20 protein-coding genes and 1 pseudogene are annotated in these 24,371 nt (G+C 65.3%); 16 read left to right on the top strand and 5 right to left on the bottom strand.

What is annotated here, in order from left to right; all coding sequences use genetic code 11:
* Positions 1–166 precede the first annotated feature (166 nt).
* From ABIB06_RS34940 to ABIB06_RS34950, 3 genes are all read left to right on the top strand, one after another.
* Positions 167–673 (top strand): YciE/YciF ferroxidase family protein, encoded by a 507-nt coding sequence (locus ABIB06_RS34940; RefSeq protein ID WP_247352026.1) that lies wholly within the window; start codon positions 167–169, stop codon positions 671–673.
* A gap of 143 nt (positions 674–816) precedes the next feature.
* Positions 817–2,220 carry an MFS transporter gene (locus ABIB06_RS34945; protein ID WP_354052849.1) on the top strand — a complete coding sequence of 468 codons (1,404 nt, stop codon included), beginning with the start codon at positions 817–819 and terminating at the stop codon, positions 2,218–2,220.
* A gap of 112 nt (positions 2,221–2,332) precedes the next feature.
* Positions 2,333–4,732, top strand: coding sequence for a bifunctional diguanylate cyclase/phosphodiesterase (locus ABIB06_RS34950; protein WP_354052851.1), 2,400 nt, complete (start codon positions 2,333–2,335; stop codon positions 4,730–4,732).
* A 61-nt stretch (positions 4,733–4,793) separates the two neighbouring features.
* Here the strand turns inward: ABIB06_RS34950 and ABIB06_RS34955 are convergent, their stop codons facing one another.
* Entirely contained in the window at positions 4,794–5,228 is a 435-nt protein-coding gene (locus tag ABIB06_RS34955; RefSeq protein WP_354052852.1) for a hypothetical protein, read from the bottom strand.
* Between the two features lie 78 nt (positions 5,229–5,306).
* Between ABIB06_RS34955 and ABIB06_RS34960 the strand changes: the two genes are divergently transcribed.
* Together ABIB06_RS34960 and ABIB06_RS34965 are read left to right on the top strand one after the other, a co-directional pair.
* The gene (locus ABIB06_RS34960; protein ID WP_354052854.1) at positions 5,307–5,894 is read left to right on the top strand and encodes a hypothetical protein; all 588 of its coding nucleotides are present in this window, start codon (positions 5,307–5,309) and stop codon (positions 5,892–5,894) included.
* A 100-nt stretch (positions 5,895–5,994) separates the two neighbouring features.
* The gene (locus ABIB06_RS34965; RefSeq protein WP_354052856.1) at positions 5,995–6,594 is read left to right on the top strand and encodes a YdcF family protein; all 600 of its coding nucleotides are present in this window, start codon (positions 5,995–5,997) and stop codon (positions 6,592–6,594) included.
* Between the two features lie 26 nt (positions 6,595–6,620).
* Here ABIB06_RS34965 and ABIB06_RS34970 read toward each other — a convergent pair whose 3' ends face one another.
* Positions 6,621–7,964 carry an aminotransferase-like domain-containing protein gene (locus tag ABIB06_RS34970; RefSeq protein ID WP_354125690.1) on the bottom strand — a complete coding sequence of 448 codons (1,344 nt, stop codon included), beginning with the start codon at positions 7,962–7,964 and terminating at the stop codon, positions 6,621–6,623.
* A gap of 184 nt (positions 7,965–8,148) precedes the next feature.
* Here ABIB06_RS34970 and ABIB06_RS34975 point away from each other — a divergent pair, with 184 nt between their 5' ends.
* Positions 8,149–8,385 carry a DUF1127 domain-containing protein gene (locus tag ABIB06_RS34975; RefSeq protein ID WP_247352012.1) on the top strand — a complete coding sequence of 79 codons (237 nt, stop codon included), beginning with the start codon at positions 8,149–8,151 and terminating at the stop codon, positions 8,383–8,385.
* Between the two features lie 880 nt (positions 8,386–9,265).
* Here ABIB06_RS34975 and ABIB06_RS34980 read toward each other — a convergent pair.
* Together ABIB06_RS34980 and ABIB06_RS34985 are read right to left on the bottom strand one after the other, a co-directional pair.
* On the bottom strand, positions 9,266–9,691 hold the full coding sequence (locus ABIB06_RS34980; RefSeq protein WP_354052861.1) for a universal stress protein: 426 nt from the start codon (positions 9,689–9,691) through the stop codon (positions 9,266–9,268).
* 100 nt (positions 9,692–9,791) lie between these two features.
* A complete protein-coding gene (locus ABIB06_RS34985) occupies positions 9,792–10,322 on the bottom strand; it encodes a SixA phosphatase family protein (protein ID WP_354052862.1) in 531 nt (176 codons plus the stop codon).
* 195 nt (positions 10,323–10,517) lie between these two features.
* On the opposite strand from ABIB06_RS34985, the gene ABIB06_RS34990 reads away from it, so the two are divergent.
* The 9 genes and pseudogenes from ABIB06_RS34990 to ABIB06_RS35030 all read left to right on the top strand — a co-directional run bounded on the left by ABIB06_RS34990 (position 10,518) and on the right by ABIB06_RS35030 (position 23,078).
* Positions 10,518–11,975, top strand: a complete 1,458-nt coding sequence (locus ABIB06_RS34990) for an NAD(P)/FAD-dependent oxidoreductase (protein ID WP_354052864.1) — start codon at positions 10,518–10,520, stop codon at positions 11,973–11,975.
* A gap of 87 nt (positions 11,976–12,062) precedes the next feature.
* The gene (gene msrB / locus ABIB06_RS34995; protein WP_354052866.1) at positions 12,063–12,587 is read left to right on the top strand and encodes a peptide-methionine (R)-S-oxide reductase MsrB; all 525 of its coding nucleotides are present in this window, start codon (positions 12,063–12,065) and stop codon (positions 12,585–12,587) included.
* A 239-nt stretch (positions 12,588–12,826) separates the two neighbouring features.
* On the top strand, positions 12,827–15,079 hold the full coding sequence (locus ABIB06_RS35000; RefSeq protein WP_354052867.1) for a flagellar hook-basal body complex protein: 2,253 nt from the start codon (positions 12,827–12,829) through the stop codon (positions 15,077–15,079).
* 35 nt (positions 15,080–15,114) lie between these two features.
* Positions 15,115–16,998, top strand: coding sequence for a flagellar hook-associated protein FlgK (gene flgK / locus ABIB06_RS35005; protein ID WP_354052869.1), 1,884 nt, complete (start codon positions 15,115–15,117; stop codon positions 16,996–16,998).
* Between the two features lie 21 nt (positions 16,999–17,019).
* Entirely contained in the window at positions 17,020–18,900 is a 1,881-nt protein-coding gene (locus ABIB06_RS35010; RefSeq protein ID WP_354052870.1) for a flagellar protein, read from the top strand.
* A gap of 70 nt (positions 18,901–18,970) precedes the next feature.
* Positions 18,971–19,756 (top strand): hypothetical protein, encoded by a 786-nt coding sequence (locus ABIB06_RS35015; RefSeq protein ID WP_247446396.1) that lies wholly within the window; start codon positions 18,971–18,973, stop codon positions 19,754–19,756.
* 67 nt (positions 19,757–19,823) lie between these two features.
* Positions 19,824–20,237: pseudogene (locus tag ABIB06_RS35020) on the top strand (hypothetical protein); the annotation flags it as partial.
* Positions 20,238–20,322: 85 nt separating this feature from the next.
* A complete protein-coding gene (locus ABIB06_RS35025) occupies positions 20,323–21,576 on the top strand; it encodes an ATP-grasp domain-containing protein (protein WP_354052872.1) in 1,254 nt (417 codons plus the stop codon).
* Positions 21,573–23,078, top strand: a complete 1,506-nt coding sequence (locus ABIB06_RS35030; protein ID WP_354052874.1) for a pyridoxal phosphate-dependent decarboxylase family protein — start codon at positions 21,573–21,575, stop codon at positions 23,076–23,078. Before ABIB06_RS35025 ends, ABIB06_RS35030 begins: the two co-directional genes overlap by 4 nt.
* A gap of 99 nt (positions 23,079–23,177) precedes the next feature.
* Here ABIB06_RS35030 and flbT read toward each other — a convergent pair whose 3' ends face one another.
* Positions 23,178–23,618, bottom strand: a complete 441-nt coding sequence (gene flbT, locus ABIB06_RS35035; RefSeq protein ID WP_247351989.1) for a flagellar biosynthesis repressor FlbT — start codon at positions 23,616–23,618, stop codon at positions 23,178–23,180.
* Between the two features lie 321 nt (positions 23,619–23,939).
* On the opposite strand from flbT, the gene ABIB06_RS35040 reads away from it, so the two are divergent.
* Positions 23,940–24,371 (top strand): flagellin N-terminal helical domain-containing protein (locus ABIB06_RS35040; protein ID WP_502916585.1); only part of this gene is annotated, 432 nt, incomplete at its 3' end.

A 24,371-nucleotide genomic window follows, 5' to 3' on the forward strand; every position in this document is an offset into this window, starting at 1 on the left:
GATCCTGCACGGCCGGCATTGTTCCAGCGCAAAGGATGCGGGCTTTTTTGGAACGTCAATGCCGTGCGCCGGTTAGCGCCCCATCAGCAATTGAACATGGCGGAACAGGCGGCTTTTCGCGCAAGCCGATGCCTCCGTGTTCCAAAAAACCGAGAGGATCGGACCGATGGGACTGTTCACAAAAGACATCAAGACCATGAACGACCTGTTCGTGCACCAGCTCCAGGACATCTATTACGCCGAGCAGCAGCTCACCAAGGCGCTGCCGAAAATGGCAGATAAGGCGACGGATCCGCAGCTGAAGCAGGGCTTTTTGACGCACCTCGAAGAAACCAAGCAGCACGTCAAGCGCCTCGAGGAAGTGTTCAAGATGCACGGTGCGGAGGTAAAGGCGGTCGACTGCCCCGCGATCGACGGCATCATCGAGGAAGCCGACGAGACTGCAGGCGAAGTCGCCGACAAGGCGGTGCTCGACGCCGCGCTGATCAACGCGGCACAGGCCGCGGAGCATTACGAGATCGTCCGCTACGGCAGCCTGATCGCCTGGGCCAAGCAGCTCGGCCGCACGGACTGCGCCAGCGTGCTCGCCAAGACGCTGGAAGAAGAGAAGGCGACCGACAAGAAGCTGACCACGCTCGCCGAGAGCAAGGTGAACTTGCGCGCGGCCAGCTAGGACCAGGCGTAGCCAAGGATAGAGCGTCGCGCGGTCATCCGCGCGACGCTCGCATGTTACGCATCCATCATTCGATCGTTGTCGAAACATGACGGCGGGCTGGAAGCATATGTTCCGCATGGGGCTGCAACCGAGGTGGCAGCATGCGAGTAAGCACCATCAGATACGAAGCCTTCGGGGCCGGCGCGTCGCATGCCGGCTCGCATCTTGCGACTTCCCTCACCCTTGCCGCGATGAGCCTTGGTTATGGCGTGGTGCAGCTCGACGTCACCATCGTCAACACCGCGCTCGATGCGATGGGCAAGACGCTCGGCGGCGGCGTCGCCGAGTTGCAATGGGTGGTCAGCGCCTACACCATCGCGTTTGCTGCCTTCATCCTGACCGCCGGCGCGCTCGGTGACCGGATCGGCGCCAAGCGCGTCTTCATGGCGGGCTTCGCCATCTTCACCGCAGCCTCGCTCGCCTGCGCGCTGTCGCCCAATGCGACCGTGCTGATCGCAGCGCGGCTGGTCCAGGGGCTGGCGGCAGCGATCCTGGTGCCGAATTCTCTGGCGTTGCTCAGCCATGCCTATCCGGACGACCGGCAGCGCGGCCGCGCCGTTGCGATCTGGGCCGCTGGTGCGAGCCTCGCGCTCACGGCCGGTCCCTTCGTCGGCGGCGCACTGATCACACTGGTCGGCTGGCGCGCGATCTTCCTGGTCAATCTGCCGATCGGGCTGACCGGCCTGTGGCTGAGCTGGCGCTATGCGGCCGAAACCACGCGGTCGCGCTCGCGCGAGATCGATCTGCCCGGCCAGCTTGCCGCGATCGGTGCGCTGGGGGCGCTCGCCGGCGCGATCATCGAAGGCGGCGCGCTTGGCTGGGAACATCCAGCCGTGATCGCAGCCTTTGTCGCAGCCGCAATTCTCGCCGTGCTCTTCATCTGGCGCGAGAGCCGCGCAGCGCAGCCGATGCTGCCGCTGTCGCTGTTCGGCCATCGGCTGTTCGCGCTGACCTCGCTCGTCGGCCTGCTCGTCAACGTCGCGATCTACGGCCTGATCTTCGTGCTCAGCCTGTATTTCCAGAGGATCAACGGGCTGTCGGCGTGGTGGACCGGTCTCGCCTTCGTGCCGATGATGGGGGCGGTGCTGCCGGTCAATCTGCTGGCGCCGCGCCTCGCCGAGCGTATCGGCTCATGCCCGACCATCGTCGTCGGCGCCTGCGTCTCGGCGCTTGGTTGCCTCGGCCTGCTCCGGATCGAAGCCGGCACGAGCTATTGGGCGATCTTTGCGCAGATGATCGCGATCAGCGGCGGACTTGGGCTGCTGGTGCCGCCGCTGACCTCGACCTTGCTGGGCAGCGTCGAGAAGGCGCGCTCCGGCATCGCCGCGGGAGTCCTGAACGCGACGCGGCAGACCGGCAGCGTCCTCGGCGTCGCCCTGTTCGGCTCGCTGGTGGCCTCGGAGGGGGCGTTCATGACGGGCCTGCATCTGTCGCTGGTCGTGTCCGCGGCCGTGCTGCTGCTCGCCGCCGCCGTGATCGGCTTCGGCGCGCCTCCGCGCGGATGATCAATCCGAGTGAACGAACACATCTTCCGTTCACCATTTCCGAAACAGGCACGTAGCCGGTTACCGACTGTCCATCTCTGTCGGTTCAAGTGCGGGTCGATAGGGGCCCGCAATGTATCAAGTTCTCTACTGTCTCACCGAGGAGCACGACTGGCGACTGGTCGCGCTTGGCGGCGCGGTGTGCCTGCTCGCAAGCGCGGCGGCGATCAGCCTGTTTCACCGGGCGCGCGCGACGCACGGCCCCGGGCGTCTGGTCTGGATCGCCCTGGATGCCGCCGTCAGCGGATGCGGCATCTGGGCGACGCATTTCATCGCGATGCTCGCCTACGGGCCGGGCGGCGCCGGCGCCTACAACATCCCGGTAACGATCCTTTCGCTGATCTTCGCGATCTCCGTGACGTTCGTGGGGCTGAGCATCGCGGTATCGTCCTCGCGCGCCCCGTGGATCGTGCTCGGCGGTGCCATCGTCGGCGCCGGGGTGGCGACGATGCATTACACCGGCATGGCGGCGCTGGAGATGCCGGCACGCGTCGACTGGATCGGAAGCACGGTTACCGTCTCGGTGCTGTTCGGAGTTGCCTTTGCAGCGCTCGCGCTGTTCGTCGCCGCGCGGCGCGACGACCTCTTCCATGCGCTGAGCGCGACCACCCTGCTGACAGTCGCCATCGTCGCGCATCATTTCACCGCGATGGGCGCGGTCGTGCTGACAGCGGATCCGACGCTCGCGATGAGCGGGTTGTCGATCCCGCCAGCCTCGTTGTCCTTCCTCACCGCGGGTGCCGCGGTCGCGATCATCGCGATTGCGCTCGTAGCCGCGTTGCTCGACCGCCGCGCCAAGGGCGAACTGGGCCGGCAGCAGATCGTGCTGGACACGGCGCTCGAGAACATGTCGCAGGGACTGTGTATGTTCGACGCGGACGGCAAGATCATCCTGTTCAACGAGCGCTATGCCGCCATGCTCGGCCGCACCGACATCCTGCTCACGGGCCGCCTGCTGGTCGACGTGCTGCGGGAGGAGCAGGCCAAGGGTCAGTGGCAGGGCGATGCGGGCGAGTTCTTCGCGCGCCTTGTCGCCGATGCGCGCGAGAGCCGCACCACGACCGACGTCGCGACCAGGTTCGGCCGGTCCATCCGGGTCGTCAACCAGCCGATGCAGGGCGGCGGCTGGGTCGCGACCTTCGAGGACATCACCGAATGGCTGGAGGCCCAGGCCAAGATCTCGCACATGGCCCGTCATGACGCGCTGACCAGTCTGCCGAACCGCGTGCTGTTCCACGAGCAGCTCGTGCAGGGACTGCGCCGGACCCGATCGGGCGACCAGCTTGCGGTGCTTTGTCTCGATCTCGATCACTTCAAGGACATCAACGACTCGCTCGGCCATCCCATCGGCGATGCGTTGCTCAAGGAGGTCGGCCGCAGGCTGAAGGCCACCGTCGGCGAGAGCGACACCGTCGCGCGACTCGGTGGCGACGAGTTCGCCGTGGTCCAGATCGGACGTTCCGAGGAAACTGCGGCACGATCCCTTGCCGGCCGCCTCGTCGAGGTGATTTCGGCGCCTTACGAGATCGACGATCATCAGATCGTCATCGGCGTCTCGATCGGCATCTCGCTGTCGCCGCAGGATGGCAGCAATCCGGACGAGCTGCTGAAGAATGCCGACCTCGCATTGTATCGCGCCAAGGCAGACGGCCGCGGCACATATCGGTTCTTCGAGGCCGGCATGGATGCGCGCGCGCAGGCGCGGCGCCTGCTGGAGATGGACCTGCGCGCCGCGGTGCAACGCGACGAGTTCGAGGCGTATTATCAGCCGATCCGCGACGTCGCCAGCGGTCGCGTCGTCGCCTTCGAGGCGCTGCTGCGCTGGAACCATCCGCAGCGCGGCCTGATCGCGCCCCTCAACTTCATTCCGCTGGCCGAGGAGACCGGACTGATCATCCAGCTCGGCGAGTTCGTGCTGCGCTCGGCTTGCGCCGACGCGGCCACCTGGCCCGACGATGTCGACGTCGCCGTCAACCTGTCACCGGTGCAGTTCAAGAATCCGAACCTGATCGCGTCCGTCACCGCGGCGCTGGCCGCTTCGGGACTCGATGCGCGCCGGCTCGAGCTCGAGATCACCGAATCCGTTCTGCTCCAGAACAGCGAGGCGACGCTGACCACGCTGCATGAGCTCCGCGCCATGGGCGTGCGCATCTCGCTCGACGATTTCGGCACCGGCTATTCGTCGCTGAGCTATCTGCGCAGCTTCCCCTTCGACAAGATCAAGATCGACCGCTCCTTCGTGTCGGAGCTCGCGACCCGCGAGGATTCCATGGCGATCATCCGCGCCGTGACCGGGCTGGGGCGGAGCCTCGGCATCGTCACCACGGCGGAAGGCGTCGAGAACGACGCCCAGCTCGAGCTGCTCCGGCGCGAAGGCTGCACCCAGGCGCAGGGCTATCTGTTCAGCAAGCCGCGGCCCGCCTGCGATGTCGCGATCATGCTGAACCGGCCGCAGCTGCGCGCGTCGGCGTGATAGTCTGTTGTTTGAGCATGATCTCGTCGGAAAGCCACTGCGCACTTTTCCGGATCATGCTCTAGCCGCGGTGCAGCGCGAAACGCGCGCCGCAGAACGCCATCACGGCACCGAGGCACAGCGCAGCAAGCCCGGCCAGCACGCCCGAGACCGTCGGGATCGCGCTCGGCGCCGAGGCCACCTGGCCCGCACCCGCCAGCAGCAGCACGCCGACCGCGATCAGGAATTGCCGCATCCGTTGCGGGATCTGGCCGGAGACGGCGCTCTGCATCAATGTCGCCGTGAAATAGCCGCCGGAGAAGCCGACGGAGGCGATCAGCCACCAGGCGATCGCCGCGCCCGCCGGTATGAACTCATGCGTGTCGGAGTGCCAGAGGCCGCCGAGGTCGAGCCCGTAGCGCGCGCCCAGCATGTGCACGGCGAGCGCCAGCAGCACGCCGGAGATCACGGCGGCGCCGAGAATCAGGCGGCGCGGAAAAAAAATCGTCTCAGCCATGTCTCGCTTGTAGGATGGGGCAGGGCGATCGCGCAAGCGGATCGCAGGCGGGACCACGCGGATTGGATTGATGTGAACATGCAGGATTCGGGAGCCGAGGCGGCTGGGGGCGCGAGCTATGCCTACAAGGCGTCGCTGATCGGTTCGGCGCATCGCTTCGAGCTGACGGACGAGGGGCTGTCCTGGCACATCGGCGGCCGTTCGGGCCTGTGGCGTTACGACGAGATCAGTGCAATCCGGCTGTCGTTCCGCCCCGTGTCGATGCAGCAGCACCGCTTTCGCGCCGATGTCAGCCACACCGGCGGCGGCCGCATCGCGATCCTGTCGACGAGCTGGCAGACCGCGGCCCTGATGGCGCCGCAGGACAACGGTTTCCGCACGTTCATCGTCGAACTGCACGCGCGAATGGCGAAGGCCGGCAGCAGCGCCGAATTGACCGCAGGCCTCGGCCGCAGGACCTATGCCGCGGTGCTGGCGTTTCTGGCGGTACTGACCGTGGCGATGACGGGGCTCCTGATCCGCGCACTCATGATCGGCGAATTCGCCGGCGCGCTATTCATCATCGGCTTTGCCGCGCTGTTCGCCTGGCAGGTCGGCGGCTTCGTGCGGCGCAACCAGCCGCAGAGCTACAGCTTCGATCATGTGCCCAAGGCCTTGCTGCCCTAGACAAGGCCTTGCTGCCCTGAATGGCTTTGCTGCCCTAGGTGCAATCGGCCGCAATCAAACGTGACTTCGCGCGCCTGCGCGGGTGTCGCATCGTGCGCCCATGTCAGCCATGGATCGCAGCACGCGTAGGCCTTCGGCGGATGAGATCGCCGAGATCAGCCGCGCGCATCTGATCGATACGCCGCTCCGGACGGCCGACCTCTTGTTCATGTTCGGAACCCGAGAGGATGTCGCGCTACGCGCCGACACCGCCGCGAGACTGTGGCGCGAGGGCCTGTTCCGCTGGTCGATTGTCAGCGGGGGCGTGACGCCAGGCTCGGAGCAATCCGAGTGCACCATCATCAGGGCGGCGATGGCCGCGGCGGGCATTCCGGCGGACCGTATCCTCGAGGAGCACCGTGCGATGAACACCGGCGAGAACGTGATTTTCTCGCTGCCGATCATCGAGGCCGCGCTGGGGTTGGACAATATCCGGAGCGTGATTTGCCTCGGCAATACGTGGACCTCGCGGCGTTATCCGATGACGCTGCACCGGCATTGGCCGGAGGTCGAGAAGATGTTGCTCACCGTCGACAGCTTAGCGACGCCGCGCGCGCTCTGGCACACCGACACGGAATTTCGCCGCCGCATGCTGCACGAATGGGACAAGATCGAGCCGTACAAGGCGAAAGGCTTCATCGCGGAATGGCCGGAAGCCTGAGCAGGCTCAAGATCCTTGCGCTTTAGCTATTCGGTCGAGTCAAAATCCTCTTCCTTGGTGCCGAGCAGCGACACGATCGTGCGCAGGCCGGAATCGAGCTGCTCGAACGAGGGCGGGGCAAGCGCGAGCCGGACCGCATTCGGTGCATGGCCATGGGCGATCGCGAATGTCGAGGACGGCGTCAGCGCGATGCCGCGCCGGGCTGCTGCGGCGACGAAGGTCTGCGAGCGCCAGTGTGCCGGCAGCGTCAGCCAGAGATGATAGGAACGGGGATCGGCGGCGAGCTGATAGCCGGCCAGCAGCCTTGCCGCGGTCTGCTGGCGGCGCGCGGCGTCGATGCGTTTCAGCCGCGTCAGCTCGGCGACGGTGCCGTCGGCCATCAGGCGGTGCCCCGCCGCCAGCGCATGGCCGGAGGCGATCCAGCCGCCGGTCCGCACTGCGCTCATCACGCTTTCGCGCAAGTGCGGCGGCGCGACCAGGATGCCGAGCGCAAGGCCCGGCGCGACCTTCTTGGACAGGCTGTCGAGCACGATGCAGCGGTCGGGTCCGAGTGCCGCAAGCGGCGTGTCGTCGGCCAGGAAGCCGTAGACGGCGTCTTCGATGATGGTGAGGTCGAGCTTTTCGGCGACGCGCATGATATCGCCGCGCCGTGTCGCGTTCATGGTGACGCCGAGCGGATTCTGGATGATGGGCTGGAGATACAGTGCCGACAGGTGGGCCTCGCGATGCGCCTTCTGGATGGCGTCGGGACGCGCGCCGAATTCGTCCATCGGAATCGGGACCAGCGTGACGCCGAGCCGCGCCGCGATGCTCTTGACGTAAGGATAGGTCAGCGCCTCGACGCCGCAGCGGCCGCCGGTGGGGACGAGGGCTGCGAGCGCGGCCGCGAGCGATTGCTTGCCGTTGGCGGTGAAGACGATCTGCTCGGCCTGCGGCGCAAAATCCTTGCGCGCGAGATAGGCGGCGGCTGCATTGCGCGCACTCTTGGTGCCGGTACTGGTGGAGACGCGGAATGCGGATTCGAGCGCGTCGACGCGCTCCAGCCCCGCAAGGCTCTTCGCGATCATCGCCCATTGCTGCGGCAGCAGCGGGTAATTGACCTCGAAGTCGATCCGCGCCTCGCGCGGCTCGCTCAACGTCTCGACTTCGCGCCTGACGTCGCCGGAGATGAAGGTGCCGCGTCCGACCTCGCCGACGGCAAGCCCGCGGCGCAAAAGCTCCGTATAAACCCGGCTCGCGGTCGAGACCGCAATGCCACGGTCATAGGCAAAATTGCGCTGCGGCGGCAGCCGGTCGCCGGGCCTTAACGTGCCGTTAGAGATATCGAGAGCAATGGCATCGGCAAGCTTCACGTATTCGAACTTGGACATTATTGCACCGAGAGCAATGTTTCACTTGCTCCGAGTAGTGTACTGGAGCATTTAAGTTCCATCAAGGTCCACGATTGAGCCGAGGAGAGCGAGAGCAATCCGACGGCAGATCAGGTGCAGGCGCTCAAGCGCTTGCGCCAACGGCATCCGCTTCGCCGCGTGGACCATAGGCCGGAGAAGGACAATGACCACGATCTCGCAGACTGCCGGGCGGAGTTTACGCTCATCCTCGACGGGCGGATTCTTCCGCACCCTCGCCAACGGCGCCTATGCGCTGTTCGAGCGCCTTGAGCACCGCTCCGCCGTCAAGACACTGAACGAGCTCGACGACCGCGCGCTGCGCGACATCGGGATCACGCGCAGCCAGATCGAGGACGCGGTCTACGGTCAGGTCAAAGCCGAACTGACGCGGTATTTGTAAGACGCTCTCTCGTGTCCCGGACGCGACGCAGCGCGCAAGCGTTGCGGCGCAGAGCCGGGACCCAAAGGCCAACTGCACTCGCTGACGCATGGGCCCCGGCTCTGCGCACCGCTGAAGTAGCGCTGCGCTGCGTCCGGGGCACGAGACCGTTGCTCATCGATAGACATAGCTGTTCATCCTCGCGGCTTGTTTCGCCCGAGCTTTGCTTCGTCGCCTTGCCCTCTCAAGAAAGAGGGCGCAGGGAAGACCGGGTGCCGGCTGGCACCCGCGGTCCACTGTGCGAAGTTGTCGTAAGAAAATTGCACAGCGGCATACAGGTGAAGCCAAACAACCGGCCTTCCCTGCGCAGCGGTTTTACGGCTTATGCCGTGCTCTCCTCGGGGAGCGGTGCACTATTGCCCCCGTCGCCTTGCGGATGGCTGATGCGCGGACCCGGTCGGGCCGCCACATCACCGCAAGACTTGGCGCACAGACCCCGGGCGCCAGGACCACACGATTTTGCCGTACGCCGATCACACCGGTCGTGTGCGCGAGGCCTTTGCTCACGGTTGCCCGCCCTGCGAAGCCGTTCGCGCCGATGTTATCAGCGTCCGCCGCCGTCCGGCCCGCGTTCGTGACGATCGCGATACGCCCCTTCCTTGGGCCGGGTTGCGGCGAGATATACGCCGTTTCCGAATTTCGGTAAAGTGGAATATTATCGGCGATGGTGTTGACCCGCCGCTGGTGTGTTTTGCCCGTCAGGCAACGCAAGATCTCGTAGCCGGGGTGATAGGCGCACAATGCTTCAACATCGTCATTGCGAGCGCAGCGAAGCAATCCAGACTGTCGCCGCGGAAAGATTCTGGATTGCTTCGCTGCGCTCGCAATGACGGAGCACCGCTCAGTGCCTGACCACCAGCACCGAGCATTTCGCGTAACGCACGACGTGCCCGGCGTTGGAGCCGAGGAAATAGGTGCGCATCGCTGGCCGGTGCGAGGTCATCACGATCAGCTCGGCCTTCATGTGCACGGCTTCCTCCAGGATTTCGTGGTAGATGCCGCCCTGCCGCACCACGCTGGAGATGTGGGAAGCCTCGATGCCGGATTCGCGCGCGACGATGGCGAGGGCTTCTTCCGAGGCCTGGCGCTGCTGTTCGTCGAAATCGGCCGGCACGTATTCGGCCAGCATCACCGGCGTCATCGGCAGCACGTTGAGCAGGCGCACCACGCCGCTCCAGGTCTGCGACAGCGTGGCCGCGGTCGCGATCGCCGGCTTGGCGAGGTCGGTGTCGGCGAGGTCGATGGGTACGAGGATGGACTTGAACATCTGCGCCTCCAATCTTCCGGTCAGGAAGTCTTGTGACCAGGCTGGATCAATCGGTCGAGACGGCGCCCGCGCGTCTCATTCCGATCGAAGCAGCCTTGAGCTAACGAAGCAGCTTTGGGCTGACGAACTGCACCAGTTTGCCGCGGCGGTAGGCCACATCGCCCCAATCCTTGACGTCAAAATCGAAGATAGCAAGCCCTGCGGTGGGCAGGTTGTCGGCGATCGCCTTGGCGCCGGCCGGATCGCCGCCACCCACCAGCATCAAGGCGACCTCATGCATGCCCGGATTGTGCCCAATCAGCAGCAACTGCTTCGGGTCGGCCGGGACGGTTGCAGTGCGAATGGTCTCCAGGATCTGCGCGGGATCGGCGCCGTAGAGTTCCGACAGGATTTCGACCTGCGGCGCCGCGACGCGGTCCTTCATCGCCTCCCAGACGATGTCCCAGGTCTGCCGGGCCCGGACGGCATGCGACACCAGCACGGCCTCGGGGAACGGCGGATGGGCGGCGATCCAGTCGCCGAGCTGCGCGGAATCCCGTTGGCCGCGGTCGTCGAGACGGCGATCCCGGTCACGGCCGCTCGGCGCGTCGATCTCGGTCTTGGCGTGACGCAGCAGCAGTAAACGGCGCATGGCATTCTCGAATCGTTACGCGACCAGGATAATCTACAGGCGCTGGTCGAGGACAAGGTGACAAGCGGCCGCTCAGTCCTTTAAAGCGCAATGAGATTGGGACAAATGATCATCGCGCTTCAAATTATTGTCTTGAGCATGATCTTTTCGGAAAACCGCTGCACACTTTTCCGGATCATGCTCTAAGAAAACAACATGAACGAGACTTTCACAAGCGTGTCCCAGGAAGAAGCCGGCTTTCGCGACCGCGCGCGGCTGTCGTTCGACCTCGATGCGGACATCTGCGTCATCGGGGCCGGGCTTGCCGGGCTCTCCATCGCGCTGGAGGCGGCCCGGCTCGGGGCCAGCGTCGCGGTGCTCGAGGGCCGCCATATCGGCTGGAACGCCTCGGGCAACCAGCTCGGCACCGTGATGCCGGGATTCGCGCTGCCGCTCACCGAGCTGATCGAGCGCATCGGTTTCGAGGACGCGCGGGAATTGTGGACGTTGTCGAAGGAGGGCGCCGAGTTCGTTCGGGCCAACGCGACGGAAGCGAACATGCCGGGGATCGGCCCGAGCGACGGCGTGCTGGAGGTCTCCAACGTCGATGCCGGCGACCGGCTGATCAGCCGGTTGCAGATGCTCGCGGGGGATTTCGACACCGAGGTCGAGGGCTGGCAGGCCGACCGCGTCCGCGAGGTGCTCAAGACCGATCGCTATTTCCACGGGGTGTACTATCCTCGGGCGTTCCAGCTCGACGGCCGCAAATATGTGCACGGCCTCGCGGCGCTGGCGCGGCGGGCCGGAGCGCGCATCTTCGAGGACACGCCGGTCGTCAGCATCGATCATTCCAGCCTTCGCAAGCGCATCGTCACGCCCTCGGCGCGGCTGCGCGCCACCCACATCGTGCTCGCTGGCAACATCCATCTTGGTGCGCCGCTGCGGCGCCTGTCGGAAACGCTGCTGCCGGTCTGGCGCTATGCCGGCATCACCGCGCCGCTCGGCGAGCGCGTGCACGAGATCATCGCCTTCAAGGGATCGGTGATGGATTCCGATGGCGTCGACCATTTCCGGATCGTCGATGGCGACCGCCTGATGTGGGAGAGCCCGGAGACCACCTGGGCGGCGCGACCGCAACGCTTTGCGGGCGCCGTCAGGCGGCGGGTCCGGTCCATCTTCCCCCAACTCGGCAATGTCGAAATCACCGAAACATTCGGCGGCGCCACTGGCCAGACCGTGCACGGCATGCCGCAGATCGGCCAGTTGCGCAAAGGCCTGTGGGTGGCGAGCGGGTTCGGCCGCCAGGGCATGAACACCTCGGCCATGGCCGGGCAGATGATCGCGCGCAGCATTCTGTTGGGCGACGAGCGCTGGCGGCTGTTCTCGCCGTTCGAGCTGGTCTGGGCGGGCGGCGCGACCGGCCGCGCCGCGGGCCAGATGGTCGGGATCTGGAGCAGGGCGAGCTCCGCTGCCGCAGGCTCGCTCGCCCGCTACCGCGAACGGGCGCGGGTCAAGGACCGGGAACGCGAGGCGCGCCTCGCCGAAGCCAACCGGGCCGCCGGCACCGGTCCGCGCCGCCCGCCGCCGGGCGTCAGGCCGCGGCTGGCCCAGCCGCCGAAACCTGCGGCCGAGGCGTTGGAACCGGTCTCGCAAGACGAGGGCGTCTCGCAATAAGTTGAGAAGAATTCCGCCCGGAAGTTGTAACGTCGGCCGTTAGAGCCCGTATCTCAGAGCGTGGACTTCCTGCGCACGGAGAATGAGATGTTTGACCGCCGCATCCTGTTGACGACTGTCGCCGGCCTGTTCGGCCTTGCGGCCTTCCGCTGGCTCAGAGCATCGCCCGCGGAAGCCGGTGAGAAGGCCGCGCAAAAATTCGAGCAAAAATTCGAGATCGAGAAGACGGACGCCGAGTGGCGCGCCCAGCTCACGCCGCAGCAATATGAGATCCTGCGCAAGGAGGGCACCGAGCGGCCGGGCTCCAGCCCGTTGCTCAAGGAGCATCGCAAGGGCGTCTTCGCCTGCGCCGGCTGCGACCTGGCGCTGTTTGCGTCCGACACCAAATTCGAGAGCGGCACCGGCTGGCCGAGCTTCTACCAGCCGATCGAGGGCAATGTCGGCAAGACCGAGGACCGCACTTTCGGCATGCTCCGCACCGAAGTGCATTGCCGCCGTTGCGGCGGCCATCTCGGCCACGTCTTCGACGACGGTCCGAAGCCGACCGGATTGCGCTACTGCATCGACGGTTTCGGGATGGTGTTCCACCCCGCTGCTGCATCGGCGACGTGAAGGCTCTTTGATTGACGCGTTTTCTTCACGCGAACCGGGTGCCACTTCGCTCGAAAACGCTATGAGATCCCGGCAATTGTTGCCGGCCCGGCAATTGTGCCCCGGTCATGTGACCGGGGCATTCCTATTTAAGTCGTTGATTTCCTGAGAAAACCCGCATTGGCATAGCCCTTGCGACAGTCTCCTCCGACTGCGGCCATGGTCGACCGGCCGCCGAGATCGGATCTGGAGACAAAGTTATGGGTATCTTCGATGCAATGAACACCTCGGTGGGTGGCCTGCAGGCGCAGTCCTACGCGCTGCAGAACATTTCCGGCAACATCGCGAACTCATCCACCACCGGTTACAAGGGCATCGGGACCAGCTTCGTCGATCTCATTCCGGACTCCTCGGTGCCGAGCAAGCAGGTCGCCGGCGGCGTGACGGCCAACGCCAAGGCCACCATCACCACGCAGGGCACGATTTCGGGCTCCACCGTCGCCACCAACATGGCGATCACCGGCGACGGCTTCTTCTCGATCCAGAAGGCAACCGGCATCGTCGACAACGTGCCGGTGTTCAGCGGCGTCACCTATTACACGAGGCGCGGCGACTTCCAGCTCAATGCCAATGGCAATCTGGTCAATGGCGCCGGCTACTATCTGATGGGCGTCACGGTCGACCCGAAGACCGGCAACCCGCAGGGCAACGTGGCGACGGTCCTGAAATTCCAGAACAATTTCATCCCGGCGCAGGCGACCACCTCGATCCAGTACGCGGCGAACCTGCCGACCCAGCCGAACACGGTGGCGAGCACGACGGCGTCGACCGGCACGCTGCTGGCGGCTGGCGGACTCAATCCGTCGGACTTCTCAGCCAACCCGCTGCCCGTGGGCACACCGCCCGCCCCCTATGCCAACGCGACGGCTGCCGGTGCGGCCGCCACGGGTAACATCCGCTCCGCTTACTCGTCGACCACGGGGACGGGCACGGTTGCGCTCCAGAACAACTCGTCCGCGGTGGCCTCGACCACCACCTCCCTTGATAATGCCGTGGGCACGCATCTCGCCTCCAGCATCCTCACAGCGCTCGGCGGCCAGACGCTGACCATCAACGGCAACACGGTTACCTTCAACGGCGGCACCACCGTTGCGACGGTCGGCAGCAACACCACCATCGGTCTCGGCGCGGGCACGACGGCCACGGTGGCCGACATCCTGCAAGCGATCCAGACCGCCGGCGGTGCCGGCGTCACGGCGTCGCTGAGCGCCACCGGCAATATCCAGATATCGAGCGGCATCGGAACCGACGTGGCGGTCAACAGCGGCACGGCAGCCACCGCGCTCGGCATCAGCAGCGTGACGCGTGGCGGCAACGTGCTGTCATCGCCCGCGATCTCGGGCTCCACGGTGCTGAGCGGCGCGGCGTCGGCCGGCGGCGCCCAGGTGCTCTCGTCGGGCTTTGCGGCCGGCGACACCATCACGGTCGACGGACAGACGCTGACCTTCATGGCGTCGGGTGCATCAGGCGCGAACCAGATCAACATCACCGACAACATCACGACCTTGCTCGGCAAGATCGACGCTCTCTCCGGTGCGTCGGGGTCTGCGGTCAGCACCGGCGGCGTGATCACGCTGAACACCGGCACCGTCTCCAACCTGTCGGTAGCCAGCTCCAACAGTGCGGCCTTCGCCGCGCTCGGCTTCACCTCGACCATCACCAAGAACCGCGATGGCGGCGGCACCGCCGGCACGGGCGGCGTGGTCGGCAACGACATCGCGACCTTCACCAAGGAATCGATCAGTGGTGGCGCGGTGACCGCCTACAACGCCGCCGGCACGCCGGTGAACCTGCAATTGCGCTGGGCCAAATCCGACAGCGCCTCGCTGGGCGCGGGCCATGCCGACACCTGGAACATGTTCTACCAGACCGACCCGAATGCGACCGGCACGACGGTCGGCTGGGTCAACACCGGCCAGGCCTTCACCTTTGCCTCCGACGGCTCGCTGACCTCTCCGAGCGGCTCGGGCATCACCATCAACAACGTCAGCGTCAGCGGGCAGTCGCTCGGCTCCGTCTCCTTCAACATCTCCTCGGGCGGGCTGACGCAATATGCCAGCACCAGCGGCGCGGTGACCATCAACACCATCACCCAGAACGGCTACGCCGCGGGTCAGCTCCGCTCCGTCGCCGTCAACAACAACGGCCTCGTGGTCGGAACCTTCTCCAACGGCCAGAACCTCGCCCTTGCACAGGTAGCGTTGTCGCACTTCAACGGCACCAATTACCTCAAGGCCCTCGACGGCGGCGCTTACGCTGCGACCGAACAGTCGGGGCCGGCGATCGACGGCGCTTCGGGCACCATCAGCGGCTCGTCGCTGGAAGGCTCGAACACCGACATCGCCGACGAATTCACCAAGCTGATCGTGACCCAGCAGGCCTATTCGGCCAACACCAAGGTGATCACGACGGCGAATTCGATGGTGCAGGACCTCTTGAACGTGTTGCGCTGATTGGCGCGTGACGTAACCAAAGGCGGCAAGTCAACATGGGTTTGAGTTCAGCCCTCGCCAGTGCGATGAGCGGTCTGCGTGCCAACCAGGCCGCGCTCTCGATCGTTTCCTCGAACGTCGCCAACTCGCAGACGCCGGGTTACGTCGTCCAGAAGCCGAACCAGATCGAGGTCACCACCGGCGACTTCGGCTCGACGGCGATGACGACCGGCGTCAGCCGCGAGCTCGACACCTATGTGCAGAACCAGCTGCGCACCGAGACCGGCGGCAGCGGCTACGCCGACCAGATGGCCAACATCCTGAAGCAGCTTCAGAATGTCTATGGCACGCCCGGCAACAGCGGCACGCTCGAAACCGCGCTGAACAATTTCACCACGGCATTGCAGGCGCTGTCGACCAGCGCGGGCTCGTCGTCGGCGCAAACGGTCGCTCTCGGTGCGGCGCAGACGCTGGCGCAGCAGCTCAACCTCACCACCAAGGGCATCCAGTCGCTGCGCTCCAACGTCGAGCAGGATCTCGGCACCTCGGCGCTAGCTGCCAACGCGTCGATGCAGCAGATCGCCGACATCAACACCAGGCTCCAGGGCCTGCCGGCAACCGACCCCTCGGCTGCGACGCTGATGGACCAGCGCGACCAGGCCATCAACAATCTGTCGAAATATGTCGACGTCCGCGTCACCACCGACGGTTCGAACCAGGCCAACATCTACACCACCACCGGCATCCAGCTGGTCGGCGCCGGGCTCGCCTCGCAATTCACCTTTGCGTCTGCCGGCGCGCTGTCGGCGACCTCGCTCTACAACATCGATCCGGCCAAGTCCGGTGTGGGGGCGTTCAACATCAGGCTCCCGAACGGCGCGCAGGTTGACGTCGTCGCCAACAACGTGGTTTCTTCGGGCCAGATCGCGGCCGATCTCAAGCTGCGCGACCAGACGCTGGTGCAGGCGCAGAACCAGATCGACCAGCTCGCCGCGACGATGTCGAGCGCGCTGTCGGACAAGACCACGGCCGGCAGCACGGTGTCCGGTCCGCCGGCCGGGTTCGATCTCGACCTCGCCGGGGCAGCGCCGGGCAACAGCGTCAACATCACCTACACGGACACGAGCACCAACACGCAGCGCCAGATCACGCTGGTCAACGTGACCGATCCGGCCGCGCTGCCGCTCCAGAACGCGACCAACGCCAATCCGATGCAGATCGGAGTGAACTTCTCCGGCGGCATGGGCGCGATCGCCTCGGCGCTCAACACCGCGCTTTCCAGCTCGCATCTGTCGTTCGCCGCCGCGCCGTCGCCGGCGACGGCCACCACACTGCGGGTGACCGACGACAACACCGGCCTCGCCAAGGTCAATTCGTCCTCGATCACCAAGACGATCTCGTCGCTGACCTCGGGCAATCCGCAACTGCCGCTGTTCACCGACGGCGGGCAGGCGCTCTACACCGGCGCGATCACCGCATCGGGTTCGCAGATGACCGGACTTGCCGGGCGCATCGCCGTGAACACGCAGCTGACCACCGACCCGACCAGGCTGTCGGTCTACAACACCTCGCCGGTGACGCCCGCGGGCGACACCACGCGCTCCGACTTTCTCTATTCGCAGCTCACCTCGGCGGTGTTCTCCTATTCGCCGCAGAGCGGTCTCGGCTCGGCGAGCCAGCCCTTCGCCGGCAGTGTTTCGAACTATCTCCAGCAGTTCCTGAGCGTTCAGGGCAATGCCGCGACCCAGGCGACCCAGCTCCAGCAGGGCCAGAGTGTCGTGGTCTCGACGCTGCAGGCCAAGTTCAACTCGACCTCCAGCGTCAATCTGGACTCGGAGATGTCGAACCTGATCCAGCTCCAGAATGCCTACGCCGCCAACGCCCACGTCATGTCGGTGGTGCAGAGTATGATGAACACGTTGCTCCAGGCTCAAGTGTAACTAGTAACAGGGCTCTGAAATATGTCGATCAGCAGCATCAACTACTCCTCGTCGGTTCTCGGCTCGCAGATCCGCAACATCAACACGCAGCTCACCGATCTGTCGACGCAGCTGTCGACCGGCAAGCTGTCGCAGAACTACTCCGGGATGGGGACCAACGAGGGCTTCGCGATCGCCTCGCGCGCGCAGCTGTCCAATATCGCCGCCTATACCGACACGATCACCAACGTCAATGTCAGCATCAACCTCGCCAACACCGCGCTGCAGTCGCTGACCACGATCCGCAACACGGTGCAGACGGGCTCAGCCAACACCGCGCAGGATCTCAACGTCAACGGCCAGACGGTCGCGCAGAACACCGCCGCTGCCCAGTTCGGGTCGATGGTCGGCGTGCTCAACACGCAGGCGGGCAACCGCTATCTGCTCTCCGGAACCGCCGTCAACACGCAGCCGGTCGCGGATGCCGGCGACATCATCAACGGCACCACGACGCAGGCGGGCTTCAAGACCGTCCTGGCCGAGCGCCAGGCCGCCGATCTCGGCACCGGCACGGGGCGGTTGGTGCAGACGTCATTGCCGTCGGGCGCGGTGCAGGTGTCCGAGGACGTTGCCGGATCGCCATTCGGGCTCAAGATCGCGGCGGTCTCCTCGACGCTGACTGGCGCGACGGTCACCGGCCCGAGCGGCTCGCCGGTGTCATTCTCGGTGAATCTCAACGGCACCAATCCGAACAATGGCGACAAGCTCAGCGTGAAGTTCACGCTGCCCGACGGCTCGACCGAGCAGATCGACCTGACTGCGTCGACCGCCACGCCAACGCCAGTCGGCAGCTTTGCAATCGATGCAAGCGTTCCGGTCAACCCGGCCAACACCCAGACCAGTCTCAACACCGCGCTGAACACCGCGATCACGAAGCTCGCCAACACTGCGCTGGTGGCGGCATCCGCGGTGACTGCCGGCGACAACTTCTTCAACACCGCGAGCTCGGCGATCGGCACGTCCGTCAACAACCAGGCGGCGCCGCCGGCGCCCGTGACCGGCGCGACGGCGTTGTCCGGCGCGAGCCCCTCGGACTCGATTTCGCCGGGCTTCGTCGCCGGCGACACCATCACCGTCAACGGCACCACGCTCTCCTTCGTCAGTTCGGGGGCGACCGGCAACCAGCTCAACGTCGGCGACAGCATCCAGACGCTGATGAGCAAGATCGACCAGATCACGGGGACCTCGAAGCCCTCGACGGTCCATGGCGGCTCGATCACGATCAACACCGACGATGCGGCGAACCTGAGCATCACGACCTCGAATACGGGAGCGCTCGGTTCGCTTGGTTTCGCTTCCACGCCCGTGACCGCCACGCAACCGCCGCTGCGCATCGGCTCGTCGCCCGCAAGCTCGGCGACGACGCTGGTCAACGGATCGGCCACCACCGTGAAATGGTACCAGGGCAATGACGGCCCCGGCTCGCCGCGCTCCACCGCGATGGCGCGGGTCGACGATTCCGTCACGGTGCAGTACGGCGCGCAGGCCAACGAGGACGCGATCCGCAAGGAATTGCAGGCGGTCGCCGTGTTCGGGACGTTCTCGACCTCGCCGGCCGGACAATATTCGGGCGGGCAGGTCGCCGCGCTCAGCCTGCGGGTGACGCAGGCGCTGACCAAGCAACCCGGCCAGCAGCGCATCGAGGACATCCAGACCGACCTCGCGATGTCCCAGAACACGATGAAGGACGCAAGCTCGCGCCAGACCCAGGCCAAGGCGCAGCTCCAGACCATCATCGACCAGGCGGAATCGGCTTCGCCGGACCAAGTCGCGAGCGAGATCCTGTCGCTCCAGAACGCGCTCCAGGCGTCCTACCAGGTTACCTCGAACCTCTCGCAGCTCTCGCTCGTCAAGTTCCTTTAGGGGGCGTTAAGGCGCCGTTAACCATGCCTCTTTACCTCTTGGTGAGGATTGGAGCGGGGCGGAGCTGCCGATGTCGGACAAGATGAAACTGGTGGTGGCCACGCCATGTTTTGGCGGGCAGGTGACGAGCATCTATGCAAGCTCGATCTTCGCGCTCCAGCGCGCCGTACACGGCATGGCCAATATCGAGCTCAAGGTGCTGCTGCGGGACGGCGACGCGCTGATCACGCGGGCGCGGGCCAATCTGGCCGCGATGTTCCTGGACGATCCCGACGCGACGCATTTCCTGTTCATCGACGCCGACATCGGCTTCAAGCCGGAGCAGGTGTTCCGGCTGATCGAGTGCGGCGCGGATGTCGTTGCCGGCTGCTATCCGATCAAGCGGGTCAACTGGGACAAGGCGAAGCGCGCGATCGAAGCCGGCCGCACCGACGTGCCGGCCGCATCGCTCGATTACGTGCTCGAGATCGAGGATCCGGATCGCATCGTGGTGGTCAACGGCTTCACTCGCGTGCGCTACGCCGGCACCGGCTTCCTGATGATCCGGCGCCATGTGCTGGAGGCGATGTGCCGCCATCCGGACTACGCCAGCCTGCAATTCTTCCGCGAGCATTCGCACGACACGCTGGTGGCGAGCAAGAACCGGTTTGCCCTGTTCGAATGCATGATCGATCCGGCGACCGGCACCTATCTCTCCGAGGACTTCGCCTTCTGCAAGCGCTGGACCGACATCGGCGGCGAGATCTGGGCGGACATACAGAGCTCGCTCGATCACGTCGGGCCATCGGTGTTCCACGGCGACATCACCTCGCAATTCGCACCGGCGCCCGCTGCCGCCGCTGCCGATGCGGCGTGAGGCTTTCGGGATGAGCGCCGGCGCATCCCGTCTGTCAGCTACCGAGCCCGAGAGCGGCTCGACGATCTCGCAGATGGCAGGCGGAATTGCCGTGCGCAAGGACGGCGCGGTGGCGAGGCTCGCCGGCGACAGCATTGCGGTGCCGCTGATCGACATGGCGGCAGGCATTGCGATGCGCCCGGACGCCAATGCAGCGGTGCTGCGCGCGGTCGAAACCAGCCTCGCGCAAGGTCGGCGCGTTTTGTTGCAGATCATGGATTCGTCAAAACTCGGTTGGCGTGCCCCAAGCGAGGCGTGTCTTGATGAGATCGCGTGGCGCTGGCCGCGCAAGGTTCAAATTGTCGTCGACGCCCGTCAGGCGCGGCTCGGTCGCCGGCGGCTGCGCTCCTATCTCGACCGCGGTTACATGGTGCTGACCACCGGCTCGAAATTCTTCGGCGGCTCCGCTTTCAGCGGCGCGCTGCTGGTGCTGAAAGGCCTGCAGGCGCAACGCAATGTGCAACACGTTCTCGATCGCATCGCCCATGTCCTGGTGAAGATCGAGAAGTCCGCGTTCGAGGTGTGAGATGCAACATCCAGTTTCCGCGCCGATCGGCGTGACCGCGCCGAACCATGCCGACCGGATCGGCTTTGCGCAATTGACGCGCCGGGCATTCGAGGGCGGCGACCTGCATCCGTTGCGCGACCGGCTGCTGGCGCGGATCGATGAGGGGACGGCGGAGGCGGGCGAAGGCCTGGATCTGTCGCTGATTGCCCAGCTTCTCGGCGAGAAGGAGGCCGGGCTCGTGATCCAGACCGAGGTGCTCTCCTTCCACCAATTGTTTCGTACGCCTTGCGCTGTTCCAAAACCCCGCCTGCGTGTGCTCGCACTCGCCGCCGATATCGACATGGGCGGCAACACGCCGATCGACTTCCTGCTTGAAGACTCCGACATTGAGCTGTTGACGCTCTACGTGGTCAAGGGCATCGGCCTGCCGGAAAATCTGCCCGAGCACGACGTCGCCATCGTGATTGCATCCGATTCCGAAGAATGCCGGGAGGCGCTCGCGCTGATCGAGAAGGCCGCGCCGCGCTGGCCGCGGCCGCTGCTCAATCGCCCCGATCTCATCGGCAATCTCGATCGCGACAAGCTGTATCGGTTGCTGGCGGGCGTGCCCGGCCTCGACATTCCCGCGACCATCCACGCGACGCGCGCGCAATTGTCGGATCTCTCGACAGGGAACATCGCCTGCGAAGACATCGCGGGCGAACTGCACTTTCCGATGATCGCGCGGCCGCGCGGCTCGCATGCCGGCGTCGGGCTCGCCAAGCTCGACGACGCGGCGGCGCTCGCGGCCTATCTTGCCGAGCGGCAAGAGAACGACTTCTTCCTTGCGCGTTTCGTCGACTATGCGAGTCCCGACGGGCTCTACCGCAAATATCGCCTCGCCATGGTCGACGGCAAACCCTATGCCTGCCACATGGCGATCGCCGATCGCTGGGACATCTGGTATCTCAACGCCTTCATGGCGTTCAGCGAAGAGAAGCGGGCCGAAGAAGCCGTCTTCATGCTCGACTTCGACCATGCTTTCGCCGCGCGCCACAAAGTCGCGCTCGACGAGATGAGCAGGCGCGTCGGCCTCGATTACTTCATCGTCGATTGCGCCGAGAACCAGAACCGCGAGCTGCTGGTCTTCGAAGCCGACAATACTGCCGTCGTGCACAACATGGATCCGCCGGCCGTGTTTCCGTACAAGCCGCCGCAGATGCGCAAGATCTTTGCGGCATTCACGACGATGCTGTCGCGGCATGCAAGAGCGAGCGAGGAGAGTGCAGCATGAACGAGATCATCCGCAACACGCAAAGCTCCGTCACGCACACTTCGCTCGATCCGCAGGACTGGAGCGAGTTTCGTGCGCTCGCCCATCGCATGCTTGACGAGACGATCGACGGCATCGTCAACGTTCGCGCACGTCCGGTGTGGCAGCCGATCCCCGACGGCGTCCGTGCGGCATTCAAGGCCGACGTGCCGCGCGAGGCAAGCGATCTCGCCGACGTCTATCGCGAATTCGCCGAGCACGTCGCGCCCTACGCGACGGGGAATGTCCATCCGGGTTTCATGGGCTGGGTGCATGGCGGCGGCACCGCGGTCGGCATGGTCGCGGAAATGCTCGCGGCAGGCCTCAACGCCAATCTCGGTGGCCGCGACCACATGCCGATCGAGGTCGAACGCCAGATCGTCGGCTGGATGCGCCGCCTGTTCGCCTTTCCCGACAGCGCGAGCGGCATCTTCGTGACGGGCACGTCGATGGCCAATCTGATGGCGGTGCTGGTGGCACGTACGAGCGCGCTCGGCACGCTGGCGCGGCAGTACGGCATCGGCAACGATGGCGCACTTCTGACCGCCTACACGTCGCAGGCCGCGCATGGTTGCGTCGCGAGGGCGATGGACGTCGCCGGGCTCGGCACCGATGCGCTGCGCAAGATCGGCGTCGATGCCGATCATCGTATCGACGTCGCTGCGCTGCGTGCGCAGATCGCGATTGATCGCGATGTCGGCTTCAAGCCGTTCCTGGTCGTTGCATCCGCCGGTACGGTCGACATCGGCGCGGTCGACGATCTCAAGGCGATCGCGGAGCTGTGCCGCGAGGAGGGAATCTGGTTTCACGTCGACGGCGCCTTCGGAGCGCTGGCGATCCTGTCGCCCGAGCTTGCGCCGCTGATCGGCGGCATCGAGCTTGCGGATTCTATCGCGCTCGACTTCCACAAATGGGGGCAGGTGCCTTATGACGCCGGCTTTCTGCTGGTGCGCGACGGCGAGCAGCATCGGCAGGCCTTTGCGCAGCCCGCGGCCTATCTGCGCCGCGAGGCGAGAGGGCTTGCGGCGGGCGCGATCTGGCCCTGTGATCTCGGTCCCGATCTATCGCGTGGCTTCCGTGCGCTGAAGACGTGGTTCACGCTGAAGACGTTCGGCACCGATCGGCTCGGCGCGGTGATCGCGCGAAGCTGTGCCCTGGCGAAATATCTGGAGACGCGCGTTCTCGCCGAGCCGCGGCTGGAATTGCTGGCACCGGTCAATCTCAACATCGTCTGCTTCCGCTACCGCGCCCCCGATGAGGTCAATCGGGAGGTCGTCGCCGACATCCAGGAGTCCGGTATCGCGGCGCCCTCAAGCACGACGCTGGGCGGCAAGTTTGCGATCCGCGCCGCGATCGTCAATCACCGAACCGACGAGACGGACATCGACGCGCTGGTCGCAGCGGTGCTGGAATTCGGCGGACGGCGGAGCCGCGATACTGTGATCGAGGTCGAAGCGCCGCCGCTCGTGGCGCAGGAGTATTGATGCAGGCCTGAAACGACAACGGCCCCGGAGGCGATCCGGGGCCGTTGTCGTTTGCGCGGTCTGGTCGTTTGCACAGCGCTGCCGCGCGAACGGGCTATATCAGGCGGCGGTGCTGACGTCGTCCTGGTCCGCTTCAGCCTTGGGACGCGTGGCCTCGAACTGGCCCCGCAGCTTTTCTTCGTAGGCTATCAACTTGCGAGCGTCCTTCAGTGCGCGATAGAGATCGCCGTTGAGGATGTTGTTGTTGATGCCTTCGATGATCGGCCAGGAGCTCGGCACTGCGGTAACGATGTCGCGCACCAGGTTGAAATAAGTGCCGTGCTGGGTCTGCGGATCCGGCGAGATGTACATGAGCTGGACCGCCAGATAGACGAGCTTGGCGGGCGTGTCGGCGGTCTCCGGCGTGAGGATGTCGCGCTCGCGCAGGATCGGCACGTTGTCGCCGTCGATCAGAAGGCGGGCGCGCTGGTCGGTGTTGGTTATCACGCAGTTACCGACGATGATGCGTTCGTGCGGTCTGAGCTCGACCTTGAGGGCCATGCCTGTTCTCCATCAACGCTTTCGTAACCGAGCGTGTGTTGCGGCGGGTCAGGGCGCAATACTCCATCAAGACTAGTTAACGAGTTGTAAATCCCGGCCCACGCCGCCGAAAAGCTCAATTACATCAACGTCGAATTCGCCCGGCGGCGCAGCGTCGCTCGTGTGCAGATCGGGCGAATCGCGCGCCGACTCAGCAAAAGCGCCGATTCCATTTCATGTTTCGTTAGAGGACTCCGCCCCACGGTCCGCCGGTCGCTGGGTCCATCTCGATCCAAGCAGACGAGTAACAGTAGCGTCGTTTACCAGAAAGGTAACAGAGTCATGTCAGGTATCGTCCTCTCCTCGTCGGTTCGCCAGAACCTGCTCTCCCTCCAGTCCACCGCTGACCTTCTCGCCACCACGCAGAACCGTCTGTCGACCGGCAAGAGCGTCAACTCGGCCCTGGACAATCCCACCAACTTCTTCACCGCGCAGTCGCTCGACAACCGCGCCAGCGACATCAACAATCTGCTCGACGGCATCGCCAACGGTGTGCAGGTGCTGCAGGCTGCCAACACCGGCATCACCTCGTTGCAGAAGCTGATCGACTCTGCGAAGTCGATCGCCAACCAGGCGCTGCAGACCACCGTCGGCTACTCCACCAAGTCCAACGTCTCCGCCTCGATCTCGGGTGCGACGGCGGCCGACCTGCGCGGCACGACGAGCTTCGCCAGCGCGACCGCGAGCAGCAACGTCGTGTATAACGGCACGGCC

This window comes from Bradyrhizobium sp. LB8.2 (assembly GCF_040548035.1).
Classification (GTDB): domain Bacteria; phylum Pseudomonadota; class Alphaproteobacteria; order Rhizobiales; family Xanthobacteraceae; genus Bradyrhizobium.